Here is a 14,184-nt window from a genome sequence, read left to right as displayed (position 1 = left end):
CCTCTCGGCTTCGATGGAGTCCCTCATGAAAACGATCAAGTTCTTTTCCCTTGCCCTGCTGCCGGCCGCCATGTCGCTCGGCATCGTCTCGACCGACGCGTCGGCACAGCCGGCCTCGCCGCTGACCCTTCAGGTCTACAACGCCGACGCCAACAGCTTCCACGTCAACTCGGTGCTGGTGGCCGGGCAGACCGACGCCGTGCTGCTGGACACCGGCTTCACGCGCGCCGACGCGCTGCGCATCGCGGCCATGGTGCTCGACAGCAAGAAGACGCTCAAGACCATCTTCATCAGCCAGGCCGATCCTGACTACTACTTCGGCATCGAGGTGCTCAAGCAGTACTTCCCCGACGCCAAGGTCGTGACCACGGCGCCCACGCTGAAGAAGATCCAGGCCACGCTGGCCACCAAGCTGCAGGTGTGGGGCCCGCGCATGGGCGCCAACGCGCCCAGGAGCGTGCCGCTGCCCGAGGTGCTGGCGGGCAACACCATTGCGCTGGAAGGCCAGTCGATCGAGGTGCGCGGCCTCGACGACAGCCTGCCGCATCGCAGCTACGTGTGGATCCCCTCGCTCAAGACCATTGCCGGCGGCGTGAACGTGTACGCCGGCCTGCATCTCTGGACGGCCGATGCGCAGACGCCGCAGGAGCGCGCCGACTGGGCCACGAAGCTCGGCACCATGGCCGCCCTGCAGCCGACCCGGGTCATCCCGGGCCACAGCGCCGTTGGCGCCAGGCAGGACGCATCGCAGATCGCCTGGAGCCAGGCCTACCTCGCGCGCTACGAGCAGGAGCTGCCGAAGGCGGCCAACAGCGGCGCGCTCATCGGCGCCATGAAGCAGGCCTATCCGGACGCGGGCCTTGGCGTGGCGCTGGACATCGGCGCCAAGGTGAATAAGGGCGAAATGAAGTGGTGAGCACGCGCAGCCACCTGGACGTCGTGCGCGACCACCATGCGGCCTCGGCCCGCATGGCGCATGTCTGGCAGCTGCAGGGCGGGCCGGTGGTTGCGGTCGAGCAGTTGCGTGCGGCGCTCGCCGTCCACGCGCCCCGCTGAAGGGCTGTACGCCGGCCATGGTTTCGCAGGATTCCGCCGCCTCTGCAACGCTTCCTTCAGAAATTCCAGCCGTCCTCCGCTCCGCCAGGAAGAGCATACAATGCACAAAATTAAGAGCGAAATTTCGTGCTCTGGAGAAGCCAATGTCCATCGCAGTCCGCGACATCATCCCGTTTTCGAGCGCACGCACGCACCTGTCCGAATTGGTTGAGCAGGTGCAAAACGGCGCCGAGAAGATCATCACGAAGAACGGCGAGCCTGCCGTGGCGATGATCGACGCGAAGCGGCTTGATCACTATCACCGGCTGGAGCGCGCGAGCATTCATCTTCTGCTGCTCGGCGAAATCGAGAAGGGGCTGGCGGATGTGGAGGCAGGTCGGTCGACCAGTGCACGCGAAGGGCTGGCTGCATTGAAGGCCCATCGGACCACTCGCTGACGATGGCGAGCGACGAAAACAAGCCACTGGCGGAGATCCGTTACACAGCGAACTTCGCAGCCAATTTGGAAGGCATCGCAGCTTTCTGGGACGAGAGCGAATTTCCCCAGGGCTATGACCGATTGCTTGACGAACTCACCGACGTAGTGCTGACGCATCTGGAGCGGCATCCGCGGATGGGTCGGCCGTTCATGAGTCGTCAGCCTGAATCGGTAGAGGCGCAAATGGTGTTCGAGCGACTGCAGCGTCTACTGGCATCGCATAAGCCGACTCCAAACGTTCGTGAGTACGTGATGGACGATTACTTGGTGCTGTATTCCGTGCACGACAGCCGGCCAGACCAATCTCCGATCGTTCATTTGTTGGCGATCAAGCATCACAAGCAGTTGTCGTTTTGGTTTGAACCGTAGCGCCGCTACTGCGGCCCCAGGCGACGGTCCAACAAGCCCTTGACCGTGCACACCGAGCCGTATCGACGGCCGCGGTGGCAGCGTAGAGCTGTGCCTCAGATCTTGACGAAGCTGGCTCCTGCAAGCGGACCGAACTCCCCTCTTCGGGTGACCCTCGCTCAACGCCGATATGGATTGTGGGGACGGCGGTCGTAGCGGTCGGGCACGCCGTCGCGGTCGCTGTCCCGGCGTGCGTAGCGGTGGCCATGGCGATAGTCGGCACGGCGGTCATAGCGGTCATAGCGGTGGTCATAGCCATGCCGCACGACGTGGCGCGGCGGTGGCGGCGGAACAACGACCACGTGAGGACGGTAGCCGCCGTCTCCATGGTGCGGCTGCGCTTGCGCAGGCGCGCTCAGCGCGGCCAATGAAACCAGAGCGGCTGCGCCCAATGCAAGGGATAACTTCTTCATTGCAACTCCTTCGAGTCGTTGTTTTCAGGAGTTCCATCCTGCCGGCGCCATGTGAAGGGCCGGTAAGGCTGCAGCGAATTTCGATGAAATTTCTACCGGCCGCCGGCCGCGCTTGTAAAGACTAGGACGGGTCGCCTTCGATCGGCAGCGTCGCTGCCTGGACGTTGTTGCGGCCCGCCCGCTTGGCGCTGTAGAGCATCTCGTCTGCCCGCTTGACCAGTGCGGCGGCCGTCGCGTTGCCGCCCTGGTAGAACGCCAGGCCGATGCTGGCGGTGACGCTGATCGTCCACTGCTGCTCGATGGCGAATGGCGCCTGCATGGCCATGACGAGCTTGGTGGCGGCGGAAGCCGCAATGTCGGCGTTGGGCAGCCCCTCCATGATCACGGTGAACTCGTCGCCGCCCAGGCGCGCGCGGACATCGCCGGAGCGCAGGCCTTGCGACAACCTGCTCGAGAACGCCTTGAGCAGCTCATCGCCGGTCTGATGCCCGAACTGGTCGTTGATCTGCTTGAAGCCATCGATGTCCAGGTACATCAGCGCCATCAGGGCGCCTGCGCTGCGGCTGCGGTCCATGGCCTCGCGCAGGCGCGCTTCGAAACCCGCGCGATTGGCAAGACCGGTGAGCGGATCGATCTGCGCCAGGTTCACCAGGCGCTTCTCCTCGAGCTTTTGCCGCGTGATGTCGGTGATCACGGCGTGGAAGCCGACGATGGCTTCGGTGTTGGCCGCGGGCTGGGGGATGTACTGGGCCTCGTAGCAGTTGTAGCTGTCGCTCTGGCTGACCTCGCTCTGGAAGGTGACGACCTCGCCGGCCAATGCGGCGCGGATGTGAGGCTTCACGCTCTGGTAGGCGGGCTCGCCCAGGAGCTCTTGCACGGTGTGCCCCTGGATCTGGTCCCGGGAGAGCCCGAATTCGCGCTCGTAGGCCAGGTTGTTGAAGCGGTAGCGCTCGTCCGCATCGATGTAGGCCACGCGCATCGGCAGCGCGTCGGCCACCGTGCGCAGGCGGGCCTCGCTTTCCTGCAGGGCCTCCTCCGCCTCGTGATGCGCGGTGATGTCGCTGTCCAGCGTATAGAGGCCCATCACCTCGCCCTGCTCGTTGCGCTCCGGAACCAGCGTGGCCTGGATGTCGCGACGCCCGCCGGGCCCCATCACCCGCCGCTCGTAGGTGACCTGGCGCCCGCCCAGGGCCGCCCGGATGTACGGCTCCATCTGCGCCCACGCCTCGTCGCCGTAGAACTCCTGCAGGCTGCGGCCGATCAGTTGCCGGGGTTCGACCCCGAACCAGTCCTGGTAGGCCTTGTTGACGAACCGGAATCGCAGGTCGCCGTCGAGATAGGAGATCAGTGCCGGCAGGTGGTCCGTCACCATGCGCAACCGGTGCTCGCTCTCGCGCAGTGCCTGTTCCGCGGCCTTGGCCGCCGAGATGTCGCGCATCAATCCGGAGAAGTATTCCACCTTGCCGTGCTTGTCGCGGTGCGCGATCACCATGTGGCTGACCGGGAACTCGCGCCGCCGGGTGTCCCACACCATCGACTCTCCCACCCACACGCCGGTGGCGAGCGCGGTCGGCACCACCTCGGACCGGAATCTCTCGAGCGTTTGCGGTGGATTGAAGTCCGACACTTTGAGCGTCTCTATCGGGGCATCGAGGTCCACACCCGTGCGGCGGCGCGCGGCCGGATTCATGTAGATGAGCCGCCCCTTCGCATCGTTCTGGATGATGTAGTCGGTCGTCATGTCGAAAATGGCCGTGAGCGTCCGAAGGGCCCGTTCGGCCCGCGTGCGCTCGGTGATGTCAGTCACCGTTCCCACGTGTCCGAGCACGCGGCCTCCTGCGACCACGGGTCGGCTTCGCAATGCCACCAGCACCTGCGTGCCGTCCTTGCGGTGAAGCCGGCGCGTGGCGTTCAGCGGTGCGTCCGCGCTGACGATGCGAATCCAATCCTGGCGGACCTTCTCACGGATCTCCTCGCGCACGAGCGTGAGCCAGCCCTCTTCCGCGTCCTCCCGCTCGAGCCCGTGAATCGCCAGGTACTCGTCGTTCACATAGGTCATGCGGCCGCTGCTGTCGCAACGGAACAATCCCACGGGCGACGCGTCGGTGACCGCGGCCACCTCCAGACGTTGCTCGCGCAGCTCGGCCATCAACGCGTCGAACTCGCGTGCCAGGTCGCCGCGCTCGTCGTTGGCGACGACATCGAGCCTGACCTGGCTGTCCGGTGAATGGCGCAGGGTACGGATCGCCTTGCTGAGCGCTTCCAGGGGACGCATGAACCAGGCCGTGCCCAGCCAGACCAGGAATGCGCAGCCCAGGCCCAGCCAGAGCAACTGCAGCAGCAGGTTTCGCCTCGCCTGTTCCAGCGGCGCGTAGGCCGCGCGCGCCGGCACGATCAAGCGCAGATCCCAGTCGGCGCTGCGTACGGTGGCGCGCGTTGCCAGGTCGCGCTCCGGATTGCTGGCGAAGGCATCGGCGGCTGCGTCGGCAGGCTTGAGCAGCAGCTTCGCGTCGGGGTGCATGACGATCCGGGGCGACTCGCCGCGCGTGACGATCTCGTAGTAGCCGCCGCGGCCGACGGTGGCGCGGCTCAGATCGCCGAGCACGTTGGCGCGCTGCAGGTCCAGCGCCGCGCCCAGCACGCCGATGAGGCGGCCGTCCGGTCCTTCGACGGGCACGGCCATGACCACGGCGGGCTTCTGGCTGCCCTTGGTGAGCAAGGGCGCCGAGATGGCCGGCTGGCGCAGGTCGCGCACGCGCTTGAAGTAGTCGCGGTCGGCCACGTTCGGCGGCCGCCCCGCGGGTGGGTTGATGGCGACGATGGCGCCGTCCAGCGTCGCGACCGCGGCGTTGTCGAACATCGCGCGCAGGTCCTTGTCCGCAAGGAAACGCTGCTGCGCCGCGGGATCGGCGAAGCCGCGTTCGCCAAGTTCGCGGGCTGCACGCGACAGGGCCGCCAGATGAACGCCCAGCTTGTAGTCGAGATCGGCCGCGGCGCTGTCGGTCAGTGCCTGCTGCTGCTCGCGCATCAGGTCGACGTACTCGCTGGATACGCTCCGGTACTGCCACCCGCCGGTTGCACCCACCAGGGCGAGCACGAGCAGGGTGATCAGCAGCGCTGTCTTCGTTCTCAGCTTGAGCCGCACGGGGTTTCCTTCACCGGCACGGCAGTGGTTCGGAACTGCATTTTTCGATGATAGCAACGGGCTCCGCAGCGTCCCCTCCAGAAGCCTGCGGGCAAAAAAAAAGCGCCATCGATTGGATGACGCCTTTTTCAGTACTGTGCGCATTCGGGCGGAATGCGAGACCGGCCAAGGCCGGTTCCGATATCAGGAGCCGATGACCTGCAGGTCGCCGCTCGCGCCCAGCAGCTGGCGCACCTGCTGCGCCAGCGAGCCGAATATCCGTCCGGCCAGGCTGGGCTCTTCGCGGCCGAAGACGATGCGGTCGCAGCCGAAGTCGCGCGCTGCGGCAACGATGGTCTCGGCGCTGCGCCCGACCACCACGGTGCTGTTGCAGGACACGCCCGCCATCGCGAGCAGGTTCTGTGCTAACTGCAGTTCCTCGGCGCCCGCGCTTTGCTGCAGCTCGCGCAGCTCCTGCGCGTCGAAGAACATCGCGACGTGGCCGGAGACCACGGGCTGCACCCGCAGCAGCCGGACTGCCACCGGCTCCTGCCGGCAGATGCGCACGACCTGCTCGATGGCAGAGCGCGTGCGTGCCGGCTCGGTCGGGTCGATGGGGACCAGAATGCGCCGTCTCACGCCGACACCTTCAGGCGGACTGGTTGGCGGGTTCCGGCTCTTGCTCCGGCTCTTGTTTCCGGCGGCTGGTCAGCCACTTGCCGACGACCACCACGGAAATGGCACCGAGCGCGGGAACGATCTTGTGCAGCGCATGCTGGTTGGCGGCCCAGCCGGCGATGGCCGGATCCGACATCGCCATTTCGCCGGCCACCCAGCCGAGCAGGCCGGCACCGAGGGTGATGATGATCGGGAAGCGGTCCATCAGCTTCAGGATCAGGGTGCTGCCGAAGATGATCAGCGGGATGCTGATCACGAGGCCGAACACCAGCAGCGGCACGTTGCCCTTGGCGGCGGCGGCGACACCGACGACGTTGTCCAGGCTCATGACCAGGTCGGCGACGACGATGGTCTTGATGGCCGCGGCCAGGCTCGAGTGGCCGTCCAGGTTCTCTTCGCCTTCATCGCCCTTGAGCAGGCCAACGCCGATCCAGAACAGCAGCGCGGCGCCCACCAGCTTGAGGTACGGCAGCGTCAGCAGGTAGACCGCGAAGAACGTCAGCACCACGCGCAGCACGATGGCGCCCATGCTCCCGAACAGGATTGCTTTCTTCTGCTGCGCGGGCGGCAGCGAGCGGGAGGCCATCGCAATGACGACCGCGTTGTCGCCGCTCAGGACGATGTTGATCAGGATGATCTGCGACAGGGCAATCCAGAAATCCGGACTGGACAAAAACGACATGGTGTCTCCTCGAAGTGGACGCGGAACCAGGTCGGTTCCGTCGTGTCCGAGGCTACGGGCCTGCGCTGTCACCTTTCTGCCGGTAGGCTGTCAGCCACTTGTCTGCCAGCTGTCAGCCAGCTTACAGCCGGCCGCTCAGGCGGCCCGCAACGGGAAGAAGACGCTGAAGGTGTTGCCCACGCCGTCGATGTCTTCCTCCAGCGTGATGCGCGCGCCGTGCAGCGTGGCGATCTCGCTGACGATGGCCAGGCCCAGGCCGCTGCCATCCTCCTGCGTGCCGAGCAGGCGGTGAAAGCGCTCGAAGATGCGCGCGCGCTCCTCCACCGGCACGCTCGGGCCGTCATCGCTGATGGCCAGGCGGCACTGGTCGTTGTCGCTGCGGCTCACCCGCACGGTCACGCGGCCGCTCGCCTGGCTGTAGCGGATCGCGTTGTCGATCAGGTTGTTGATCAGCTCGCGCAGCCGGTCCCGGTCGGCGTTGATCACCAACGGATGCTCGACGCCTTCGAAGCCCAGGTCGATGCCGCGCTTGAGCGCCTGCGGCACCCAGTCCATGCTGACCTCGAGCGCGTAGGCATTCAGGTCGAGCGGCGAGAGCTGCATGGCGTCGAGCGCGCCGGGCTCGTTGCGGGCCAGCGAGAGCAGCTGCCGCACCAGGCGCGAGAGCCGGTCGGCGCTGATGTACAGCTGAGCGAGCGAGTGGCGCACCCGCTCCGCGTCGTTCTCCCTGAGCGCCAGCTCGATCTGGGCCTTCAGGCCGCTGACGGGTGTCTTCAGCTGATGGGCGGCGTCGGCCACGAAGCGGCTCTGGAAATCGAAGGTCCGCCCGAGGCGTGCCATCAGCTCGTTGACTTCGTCGACGAGCGGCCGCACCTCGCCCGGAACGTCGTGGGTATCGATGGGGCTCAGGTCCAGGTGCGAGCGGTCCGACACTGCGCGCCGCAGCCGCTGCAGCGGCTCGAGCCCGCGCGAGACGCCGAACCAGACCACGGCCGTGGCCATCACGATCAGCAGCAGCTGCGGCACCACCACGTTGGCCACCATCTCCCAGGCGAGGCGCGTGCGCTTGTGCAGGGTCTCGGCGACCTGGACCAGGACCTTCGGCGTCGCGGGGTCGGCGCCGACGGGCATCCAGGCCACCAGCATCCGCACCGGTTCGCCGCGCATGGTGTCGCGGTAGACGCGCGGCTTGCCGGGCTCAGCGCCGCGCAGTGGCGGCGGCAATTCCGCATCGCCGCCGAGCGTCGTGCCGTCTTCGCCCACGACGCGGTAGAAGAGCAGGTCTTCCTGGTCCAGCAGCAGGATGTTGCTCGCGGCCTCGGAGAGATCGAGCCGCGGGCGGGTGCCGTCGAGCTTCACGTGCAGCACGATCTCGCGTCCGATCTCGTACAGCGCGCGGTCGTAGGCCAGGTGGGAAAAACGCAGCGAGTTCCAGTAGGCCGCCGCGGTGTCCAGCACCAGCAGCACCACGAGCGGTCCGAGCAACCAGGCCAGCAGCTTGCGCCGCAGCCTCGGCTCAGGTTTCCGCATCACTGCGGTCCATCAGGTAGCCCATGCCGCGCACCGTGCGGATCTCGCACCCGAGCGGCTCCAGCTTCTTGCGCAGCCGGTAGACGTTGACCTCGATCGCGTTCTCGCCGACCTCGTCGCCCCAGCCGTAGAGATGGTTGACCATCTGCTCTTTGCCCACGACGCGACCCTCGCGCATCATCAGCAGCTCGAGCACGGCGAGCTCGCGCGGCGACAAATCCAGAGGTCGCTTGTCGTAGAACACGCGCCGGCCCACGGTGTCGAAGCGCAGCCGGCCGTGTTCCAGAAACGGCGTGGAGTTGGTACTGCGGCGCAGCAGCGCACGCACGCGCGCTTCGAGCTCCGGCAGGTCGAAGGGCTTGGCCAGGTAGTCGTCGGCGCCCAGGTCGAGCCCGCGCACGCGGTCCTGCAGCGTGTCGAACGCAGTCAGCATCAGCACCGGCATGGTGGACTTGCGCGCACGCAGCCGGCGCAGCACGTCCAGGCCGCTGAGCTTTGGCAAGCCGATGTCGAGGATCGCGAGATCGTAGATGCCGAGGGCGAGCGCATGGTCGGCCTCTTCGCCGGTGGAGACGATGTCCACGGCGTGGGCGGACTGCACCAGCGCACGCGAGAGCGCGTCCGCCAGTACCTTGTCGTCCTCTACAAGCAATATCCGCATTGGTTGGCACCCCGCCCTTGTGCAGCGGAATATGCTAACCGCAATGCTTCGAGGGGAGGCGGCGATCCGCCGGGGGCTTCCCGGTCAGTCCACGCGGATGTTGCGGGCCTTCACGACACGGCTGTAGATCTCGGCATCGCGGCGCACCATGGCGGTCATTTCGGTGCGTGACACGCCGAGCGGCTCGCTGTTGAGGTCCTTGATGCGCTTGGCGAGGTCGGGGTCCTTGCTGGCCTCGACGAACACCGCATTGAACCGTTCGAGCACCGCGGCCGGCGTGTTCGCGGGTGCCCAGATGCCGTGCCACGACATCATCGAAAAGCCCGGCATCACCTCGGACAGCGTGGGCACTTCGGGCAGGGCGGGGTGGCGTGTGGGCCCCGAATAGGCCAGCGCATGGACGCGGCCGCTGCTGATGAGCGGATAGCCCGTGGCGATGGGCTCCATCAGCGTATCGACCTGTCCGCCCACCAGGTCGGCGATTGGGCTCGCGCGGTACGGCACGTGCAGCATGGTGATGCCGACCTCGTCCTTAAGCGACTCGACGATCAGCTGCGACGGGCTGCCCGCGCCGTAGGAGGCATGCGAGTAGACGCCGGGCTTCTCCTTGGCCGCGGCCACGAGGTCCTTGATGGTCTTGGCCGGGAACTTCGCATTCGCGATCAGCACGAGGCCCTGGCGCATCGTCGTGGCGACGGGCACCAGGTCCTTGTCCGGATCGAACGGCAGCTTGCTGTAGATGTACGGGTTGATCGTGAACGCCGTGGAGAGGTTGTAGAGAAAGGTGTAGCCGTCGGCCGGCGCCTTGGCCACCGTGTCGGACGCGAGGTTGCCCGCGGTGCCGGGCTTGTTGTCGATGAGCACCGGCACACCGAGCTTGCGGCTCGCGTAGTCGCCGTACATGCGCGCGAAGATGTCGGGCGGCGTGCCGGGCGCGAACCCGACCACGATCCTGATGGGCTTGCTCGGCCATTCCGCCGTCTGCGCAGTCGACAGGGTCGATGCCAGCCCGGCCGCAAGGCCCAGCACCAGGCCAAGCATTTTCTTGAGGGTAGTCGAACGCATTTCTTGTCTCCTTGGGCAACGCTGTGCCCGTTTTTTTGAACATTCCGCTTGCCGCCCGATATGGCCGGGCGTTTGGCTCTTCTTCTCTTCTTCTCTTTCTCTTCAATCCACCTGCGCGCCCGAGCGCCGCACCGCCTCGCCCCACTTCGCGATCTCGGCCGCGCCGAACGCCGCCATCTCGGCCGCGGTCATGGCCATCGGTTCGATGCCCTGAGCCGCGAGCTTGTCGCGCACCGCCGCCTGTACGAGCACCGCCTGCGTGGCATCGCGCAGGCGATCGCGCTGCGCGGCGGGCATGTCGACCGGTGCATACAACATGAACCAGGCCACGAGATCGAAGTTGGCGATGCCCTGCTCCGCGAGTGTGGGAACCTCGGGTGCAGCCAGGCTCCGCTTCGCGCTCGACACGCCGAGCGCGCGCAGCTTGCCGGCGCGGATCTGCGGCAACACGGCGGCCGGGTGATAGAACATGAACTGCACGTTGCCCGCCATCACTTCGGTGAGTGCCTGCGCGCCGTCGCGGTACGGCACGTGCACGAAGTCCTTGCCGAGCCGCAGGTTCAGCGTCTCGCCCGCCAGATGGCCCGAGGTGCCGTTGCCCGCGGAGGCAAAGCTCATCGACTTGCCGCTGGCGCCCCGCAGGTCGGCCACGCTCTTCCATGGCGCCGCGGCCGACACCACCAGCAGCGTGGGCGTGGCGCCGATGAATCCGAGCGGCACGAAGTCCCGTTGCGGCTGGTAGGGGAGCCGCTTGTAGAGCGAGGCGTTGATCGCATGCGTGCCGACGGTGCCGAGCAGTACGGTGTGTCCGTCGGCGCCCGAGCGCGCGGCCAGCTCGCTGCCGATGGCGCCGCCCGCGCCAGGCTTGTTGTCGACGATCACTGGCTGCGAGAGCTGGCGCCCCAGCGCGTCGGCCAGCACGCGCGCCACGATGTCGGTCGAGGTGCCGGCCGCGAACGGCACGACCAGCTTGATGGCACGGCCGTCGCCGGCCTGGGCCCAGGCGCCGGCCGTCCAGAGCGTTGCCGCGGCCAGGCCCGCGGCGGCCAGCCATGGGCGACACTTCATGAGGCCGCTCCGAAGCCCGCCGGCACGCTGCCGTCGTATCGCAGCTCGCGCGTGGCCTGGTAGGACAGCGCGAAGCCGCTCGGCGTCTCAGCCTCTTCCCCCAGGTGGGCGATCAGGCCCGCCGTGCGCGCCAGGATGGGCACGCCGCGCAGCGACGCGACAGGAAACCCGACGCCCAGCAGCACCGCTGGAATCGCCGCCGAGACATTCATGCGCAGCGCCTTGCCGACAATGTCCGGAATCACCTCCTCCAGCGCCTGCGCGATGCGCACGTAGCGCAGGTCGGCGCCCGCCTGCGCCGCCACGTCGATCAAGCGCTCGACCCGGGGATCGCGCGACTTGTGCAGCGGATGGCCATAGCCCGGGATCGGCGCGCGCGCGGCTTTCAGCTCGGTGATGGCCGCCGTGGCCGCGTCGTGCAGCCCGGCACCCGCGTCGACGCGTGCCGCCACGTCCATGAACAGGCGGCCGGCCGTTTCAGACGCACCGAGGATGACCGAGCCGCAGCCCAGGATCCCCGCCGCCACCGCGCCCTGCAGCGCATCGGGCGCCGCCGCGAAGGTCATGCGGCTGGCCTGCACGCTCGGCACGAGGCCGTGTTCGGCAATGGCGACCAGCGTGGCATCGAGCACCACGCTGCAGGCCGCATCGGGGCGGCGGCCGGTGAGCAGCAGGAAGAAATAATCCGTGAAGGACAGGTGGCCGATGAGCTCTTGGCACAGGTCTTGGCCGCGCACGACGATGGTGTGTTCGTCCGAGGTGCAGATGGCGGTGCTCGGGACGGTGGACTTTCCGATTTTCATGTGGCGTCTTTCTGGCGTTCAGGCATGCGGGGTTCAAGGCGGAAGTCGTAGTGCGCGGACCAGTACGGCGTCTGCAGCGTCCGGCCGTCGGGCGCGCGGCCCGCGGGATGCGATTCGAAATCGACGATGAGCCTTGGACGCACGCCGAACACGGCGTCGGACTCGATGTACGGGCTGCCGGCCACGAAGAGATGCGTGGTCACGGGCACGTGGCCCGGCGCCGAGACCATCATGTGGATGTGGCCGGGCCGGTTCGGATGGCGGCCCATGGCTTCCAGCATGCGTCCTACCGGGCCGTCGGTCGGGATCGGATAGAAGCTCGGCCGGATCGACCAGAACCAGTAGCGGCCCTCGCTGTCGGTGCGGATGCGTCCGCGCGCCGCCATGGCGGCACCTTCGACCTGCATGTCGTACACGCCCTCGCCGTCGCCGGACCAGATGTCGAGCAGCGCGCCCGCGAGCGGCCGGCCCTCGGTGTCGGTGATGCGGCCGCTGTAGAAGGTCGGCTCGCCGCGCGCGCCCTGCGCCACGTCGGCGCCGAGCGGCAGGTCGGGCGCGCCCTCCCAGTAGAAGGGGCCCTGCACCGTCGCGTGCGTGGCTTCGGTGATCTCGGTGGCCTGCGTGGCCTCGGCGCCCGCTCGGCCGCGCTTGCCCGCTGCGGCGCGCAGCTGGTCGAGGATCACCACCATCATCGACGCGCCCAGCGTGTCGGACAGCAGGATGAACTCCTGGCGCTTGTCGGTGCAGGTCTGGCCGGTGGCGGTCAGGAACTCGATGCCCTGCATCCACTCCGCGGGCGTCAGGTCCACCTCGCGGATGAAGGCATGCAGGTGCGTGATCAGCGACTGCATGACCTGGGCGAAGCGTGCGTCACGCGCGCCCTCCAGGCTCTGCAGCACGGTCTGCGTCAGCTCGCTTTCGTTCGATGGGGTCATGGCTTGCTTGTCTCCTGCTTTTTGTTCAAGGCTTCGGGCGGCCCGGCTATGCGGTGGCCGGCTGCCCCAGGCGCTTTCGGATGGGCGTGACGATGGCCGCGTTGTCGGCGCCGAGCATCGGCGGCGCACTGACCTCCAGCGGGCGCTCGCCGTCGAAGCTCACGGGCGAACGGATCGTGTGCCACTCGCCGCCTTCGGGATGCGGTGCGCTCACCTGCAGCTGCAGGTGCCGCGCCTGCGGGTCTTCCATCGCCTCGCGGGTGTCGTACATCGGCGCATGCGGCACGTCCTCGGCCTCGAGGCGCGCGCACCATGCGGCGCGGCTGTGCTGGCGGAACAGGCCGCCGAGCAGCGCGATCAGGTCTTCCTGGTGCGCGATGCGGGCTTCGCGCGAGGCAAAGCGCGGGTCCGCGAAGAGCCGCGGCCGCTCGATCGCGTTGGCGAGCCCCTGCCAGAACTTCTCCGGCGAGGACATGTGCAGCGCAATCCACAGCCCGTCCGCGCACTCCAGCACATAGGACTGCGACACGCTCGGGCGGCTGAACGGACCCATGACCTCGCTCTCGGAAAAGAGGTGCGTGAACGCGTCGAGGTTGAAGTGGCACATGGCTTCGAGCATCGACACCTCGACCGCGCGGCCCTGGCCGGTGCGGCCGCGTTCGACCAGTGCGCCGAGCACGCCGTAGGCGGCGTAGAAGCCCGTCATGGCGTCGGCGAGCGCCGGGCCCACTACGCGCGGGTTGGCCGGGTTCACCAGCAGCTTGAGAAAGCCGCTCGCGGCCTGCGCGACCGTGTCGTAGGCCGGCCGGGCAGCTGCAGGGCCTGTCTGGCCGAAGCCGCTGATCGCGCAATACACGAGCCGCGGATTGAGGTCGCGCAGCCGGGCCTCGCCGGCACCGAGCCGCTCCGCCGCACCGGGGCGGAAATTCTGGATGTAGACGTCGGCGTCCTTGACCAGTTCGTCGAACACCGCCGCGTCTTCGGGCAGCTTCGGGTTCAGCGTGATGCTGCGCTTGTTGCGGTTGTAGGTCTGGAAGTGCGGGCTGTAGAGGCCGCCGCGAAAGGCACGGAACGGATCGCCCGCGCCGGGCTGCTCGATCTTGACCACCTCGGCGCCGAGGTCCGCGAGGAACATGCCCGCCGCCGGGCCGGTGATGAACGTGCCTTGTTCGAGCACCTTGATGCCGCTGAGGACTTTTTGCACCGGGGAGGTCTCCTGGGGTTGTTGTTCGGGGTTGGAGAAACTGTAGGTGGCGCCCGCGGATGCGGAAAATGATTGTTTT

At 67.5% G+C, this 14,184-nt stretch carries 15 protein-coding genes; 4 read left to right on the top strand and 11 right to left on the bottom strand.

The annotated features are described in order from the left end of the window. Nucleotides 1-25: 25 nt before the first annotated feature. The 4 genes from ACAM55_RS27205 to ACAM55_RS27190 all read left to right on the top strand — a co-directional run bounded on the left by ACAM55_RS27205 (nt 26) and on the right by ACAM55_RS27190 (nt 1,903). Entirely contained in the window at nt 26-916 is an 891-nt protein-coding gene (locus ACAM55_RS27205) for an MBL fold metallo-hydrolase (RefSeq protein WP_369657367.1), read from the top strand. Further along, entirely contained in the window at nt 913-1,056 is a 144-nt protein-coding gene (locus tag ACAM55_RS27200) for a hypothetical protein (RefSeq protein WP_369657366.1), read from the top strand. Before ACAM55_RS27205 ends, ACAM55_RS27200 begins: the two co-directional genes overlap by 4 nt. Before the next feature lie 143 nt (nt 1,057-1,199). Next, a complete protein-coding gene (locus ACAM55_RS27195; RefSeq protein WP_369657365.1) occupies nt 1,200-1,493 on the top strand; it encodes a type II toxin-antitoxin system Phd/YefM family antitoxin in 294 nt (97 codons plus the stop codon). A gap of 2 nt (nt 1,494-1,495) precedes the next feature. After that, complete coding sequence (locus ACAM55_RS27190) at nt 1,496-1,903, top strand: type II toxin-antitoxin system RelE/ParE family toxin (RefSeq protein ID WP_369657364.1); 408 nt, start codon at nt 1,496-1,498, stop codon at nt 1,901-1,903. Between the two features lie 158 nt (nt 1,904-2,061). Here ACAM55_RS27190 and ACAM55_RS27185 read toward each other — a convergent pair whose 3' ends face one another. From ACAM55_RS27185 to ACAM55_RS27135, 11 genes are all read right to left on the bottom strand, one after another. Then, entirely contained in the window at nt 2,062-2,355 is a 294-nt protein-coding gene (locus ACAM55_RS27185) for a hypothetical protein (protein WP_369657363.1), read from the bottom strand. Nucleotides 2,356-2,476: 121 nt separating this feature from the next. Then, on the bottom strand, nt 2,477-5,500 hold the full coding sequence (locus ACAM55_RS27180) for a PAS domain-containing protein (protein ID WP_369657362.1): 3,024 nt from the start codon (nt 5,498-5,500) through the stop codon (nt 2,477-2,479). A gap of 183 nt (nt 5,501-5,683) precedes the next feature. Next, nucleotides 5,684-6,118: a universal stress protein gene (locus tag ACAM55_RS27175; RefSeq protein WP_369657361.1), complete on the bottom strand. Its 435-nt coding sequence runs from the start codon at nt 6,116-6,118 to the stop codon at nt 5,684-5,686. A gap of 10 nt (nt 6,119-6,128) precedes the next feature. Continuing rightward, nucleotides 6,129-6,839 carry a TerC family protein gene (locus tag ACAM55_RS27170; RefSeq protein WP_369657360.1) on the bottom strand — a complete coding sequence of 237 codons (711 nt, stop codon included), beginning with the start codon at nt 6,837-6,839 and terminating at the stop codon, nt 6,129-6,131. Nucleotides 6,840-6,974: 135 nt separating this feature from the next. Continuing rightward, the gene (locus ACAM55_RS27165; RefSeq protein WP_369657359.1) at nt 6,975-8,369 is read right to left on the bottom strand and encodes a sensor histidine kinase; all 1,395 of its coding nucleotides are present in this window, start codon (nt 8,367-8,369) and stop codon (nt 6,975-6,977) included. Then, a complete protein-coding gene (locus tag ACAM55_RS27160; RefSeq protein WP_093013387.1) occupies nt 8,356-9,030 on the bottom strand; it encodes a response regulator transcription factor in 675 nt (224 codons plus the stop codon). The genes ACAM55_RS27165 and ACAM55_RS27160 overlap by 14 nt, the downstream gene beginning before the upstream one ends. A gap of 84 nt (nt 9,031-9,114) precedes the next feature. Further along, nucleotides 9,115-10,095: a Bug family tripartite tricarboxylate transporter substrate binding protein gene (locus ACAM55_RS27155; protein ID WP_369657358.1), complete on the bottom strand. Its 981-nt coding sequence runs from the start codon at nt 10,093-10,095 to the stop codon at nt 9,115-9,117. A gap of 102 nt (nt 10,096-10,197) precedes the next feature. Beyond that, nucleotides 10,198-11,163 carry a Bug family tripartite tricarboxylate transporter substrate binding protein gene (locus ACAM55_RS27150; RefSeq protein ID WP_369657357.1) on the bottom strand — a complete coding sequence of 322 codons (966 nt, stop codon included), beginning with the start codon at nt 11,161-11,163 and terminating at the stop codon, nt 10,198-10,200. Continuing rightward, nucleotides 11,160-11,966, bottom strand: a complete 807-nt coding sequence (locus tag ACAM55_RS27145; RefSeq protein WP_307573708.1) for a citryl-CoA lyase — start codon at nt 11,964-11,966, stop codon at nt 11,160-11,162. Before ACAM55_RS27145 ends, ACAM55_RS27150 begins: the two co-directional genes overlap by 4 nt. Then, nucleotides 11,963-12,901, bottom strand: a complete 939-nt coding sequence (locus ACAM55_RS27140; RefSeq protein ID WP_369657356.1) for a dioxygenase — start codon at nt 12,899-12,901, stop codon at nt 11,963-11,965. The genes ACAM55_RS27145 and ACAM55_RS27140 overlap by 4 nt, the downstream gene beginning before the upstream one ends. Nucleotides 12,902-12,947: 46 nt before the next feature. Beyond that, nucleotides 12,948-14,105 carry a CaiB/BaiF CoA-transferase family protein gene (locus ACAM55_RS27135; protein ID WP_307639707.1) on the bottom strand — a complete coding sequence of 386 codons (1,158 nt, stop codon included), beginning with the start codon at nt 14,103-14,105 and terminating at the stop codon, nt 12,948-12,950. Nucleotides 14,106-14,184: the final 79 nt, after the last annotated feature.

Origin of the sequence: Variovorax sp. V213, from assembly GCF_041154455.1 — a bacterium.
In the GTDB taxonomy this organism is placed as follows: Bacteria; Pseudomonadota; Gammaproteobacteria; order Burkholderiales; family Burkholderiaceae_C; genus Variovorax.
The sequence above is the reverse complement of the archived record's forward strand: the minus strand, read 5'-3'. Positions and strand labels throughout refer to the sequence as shown.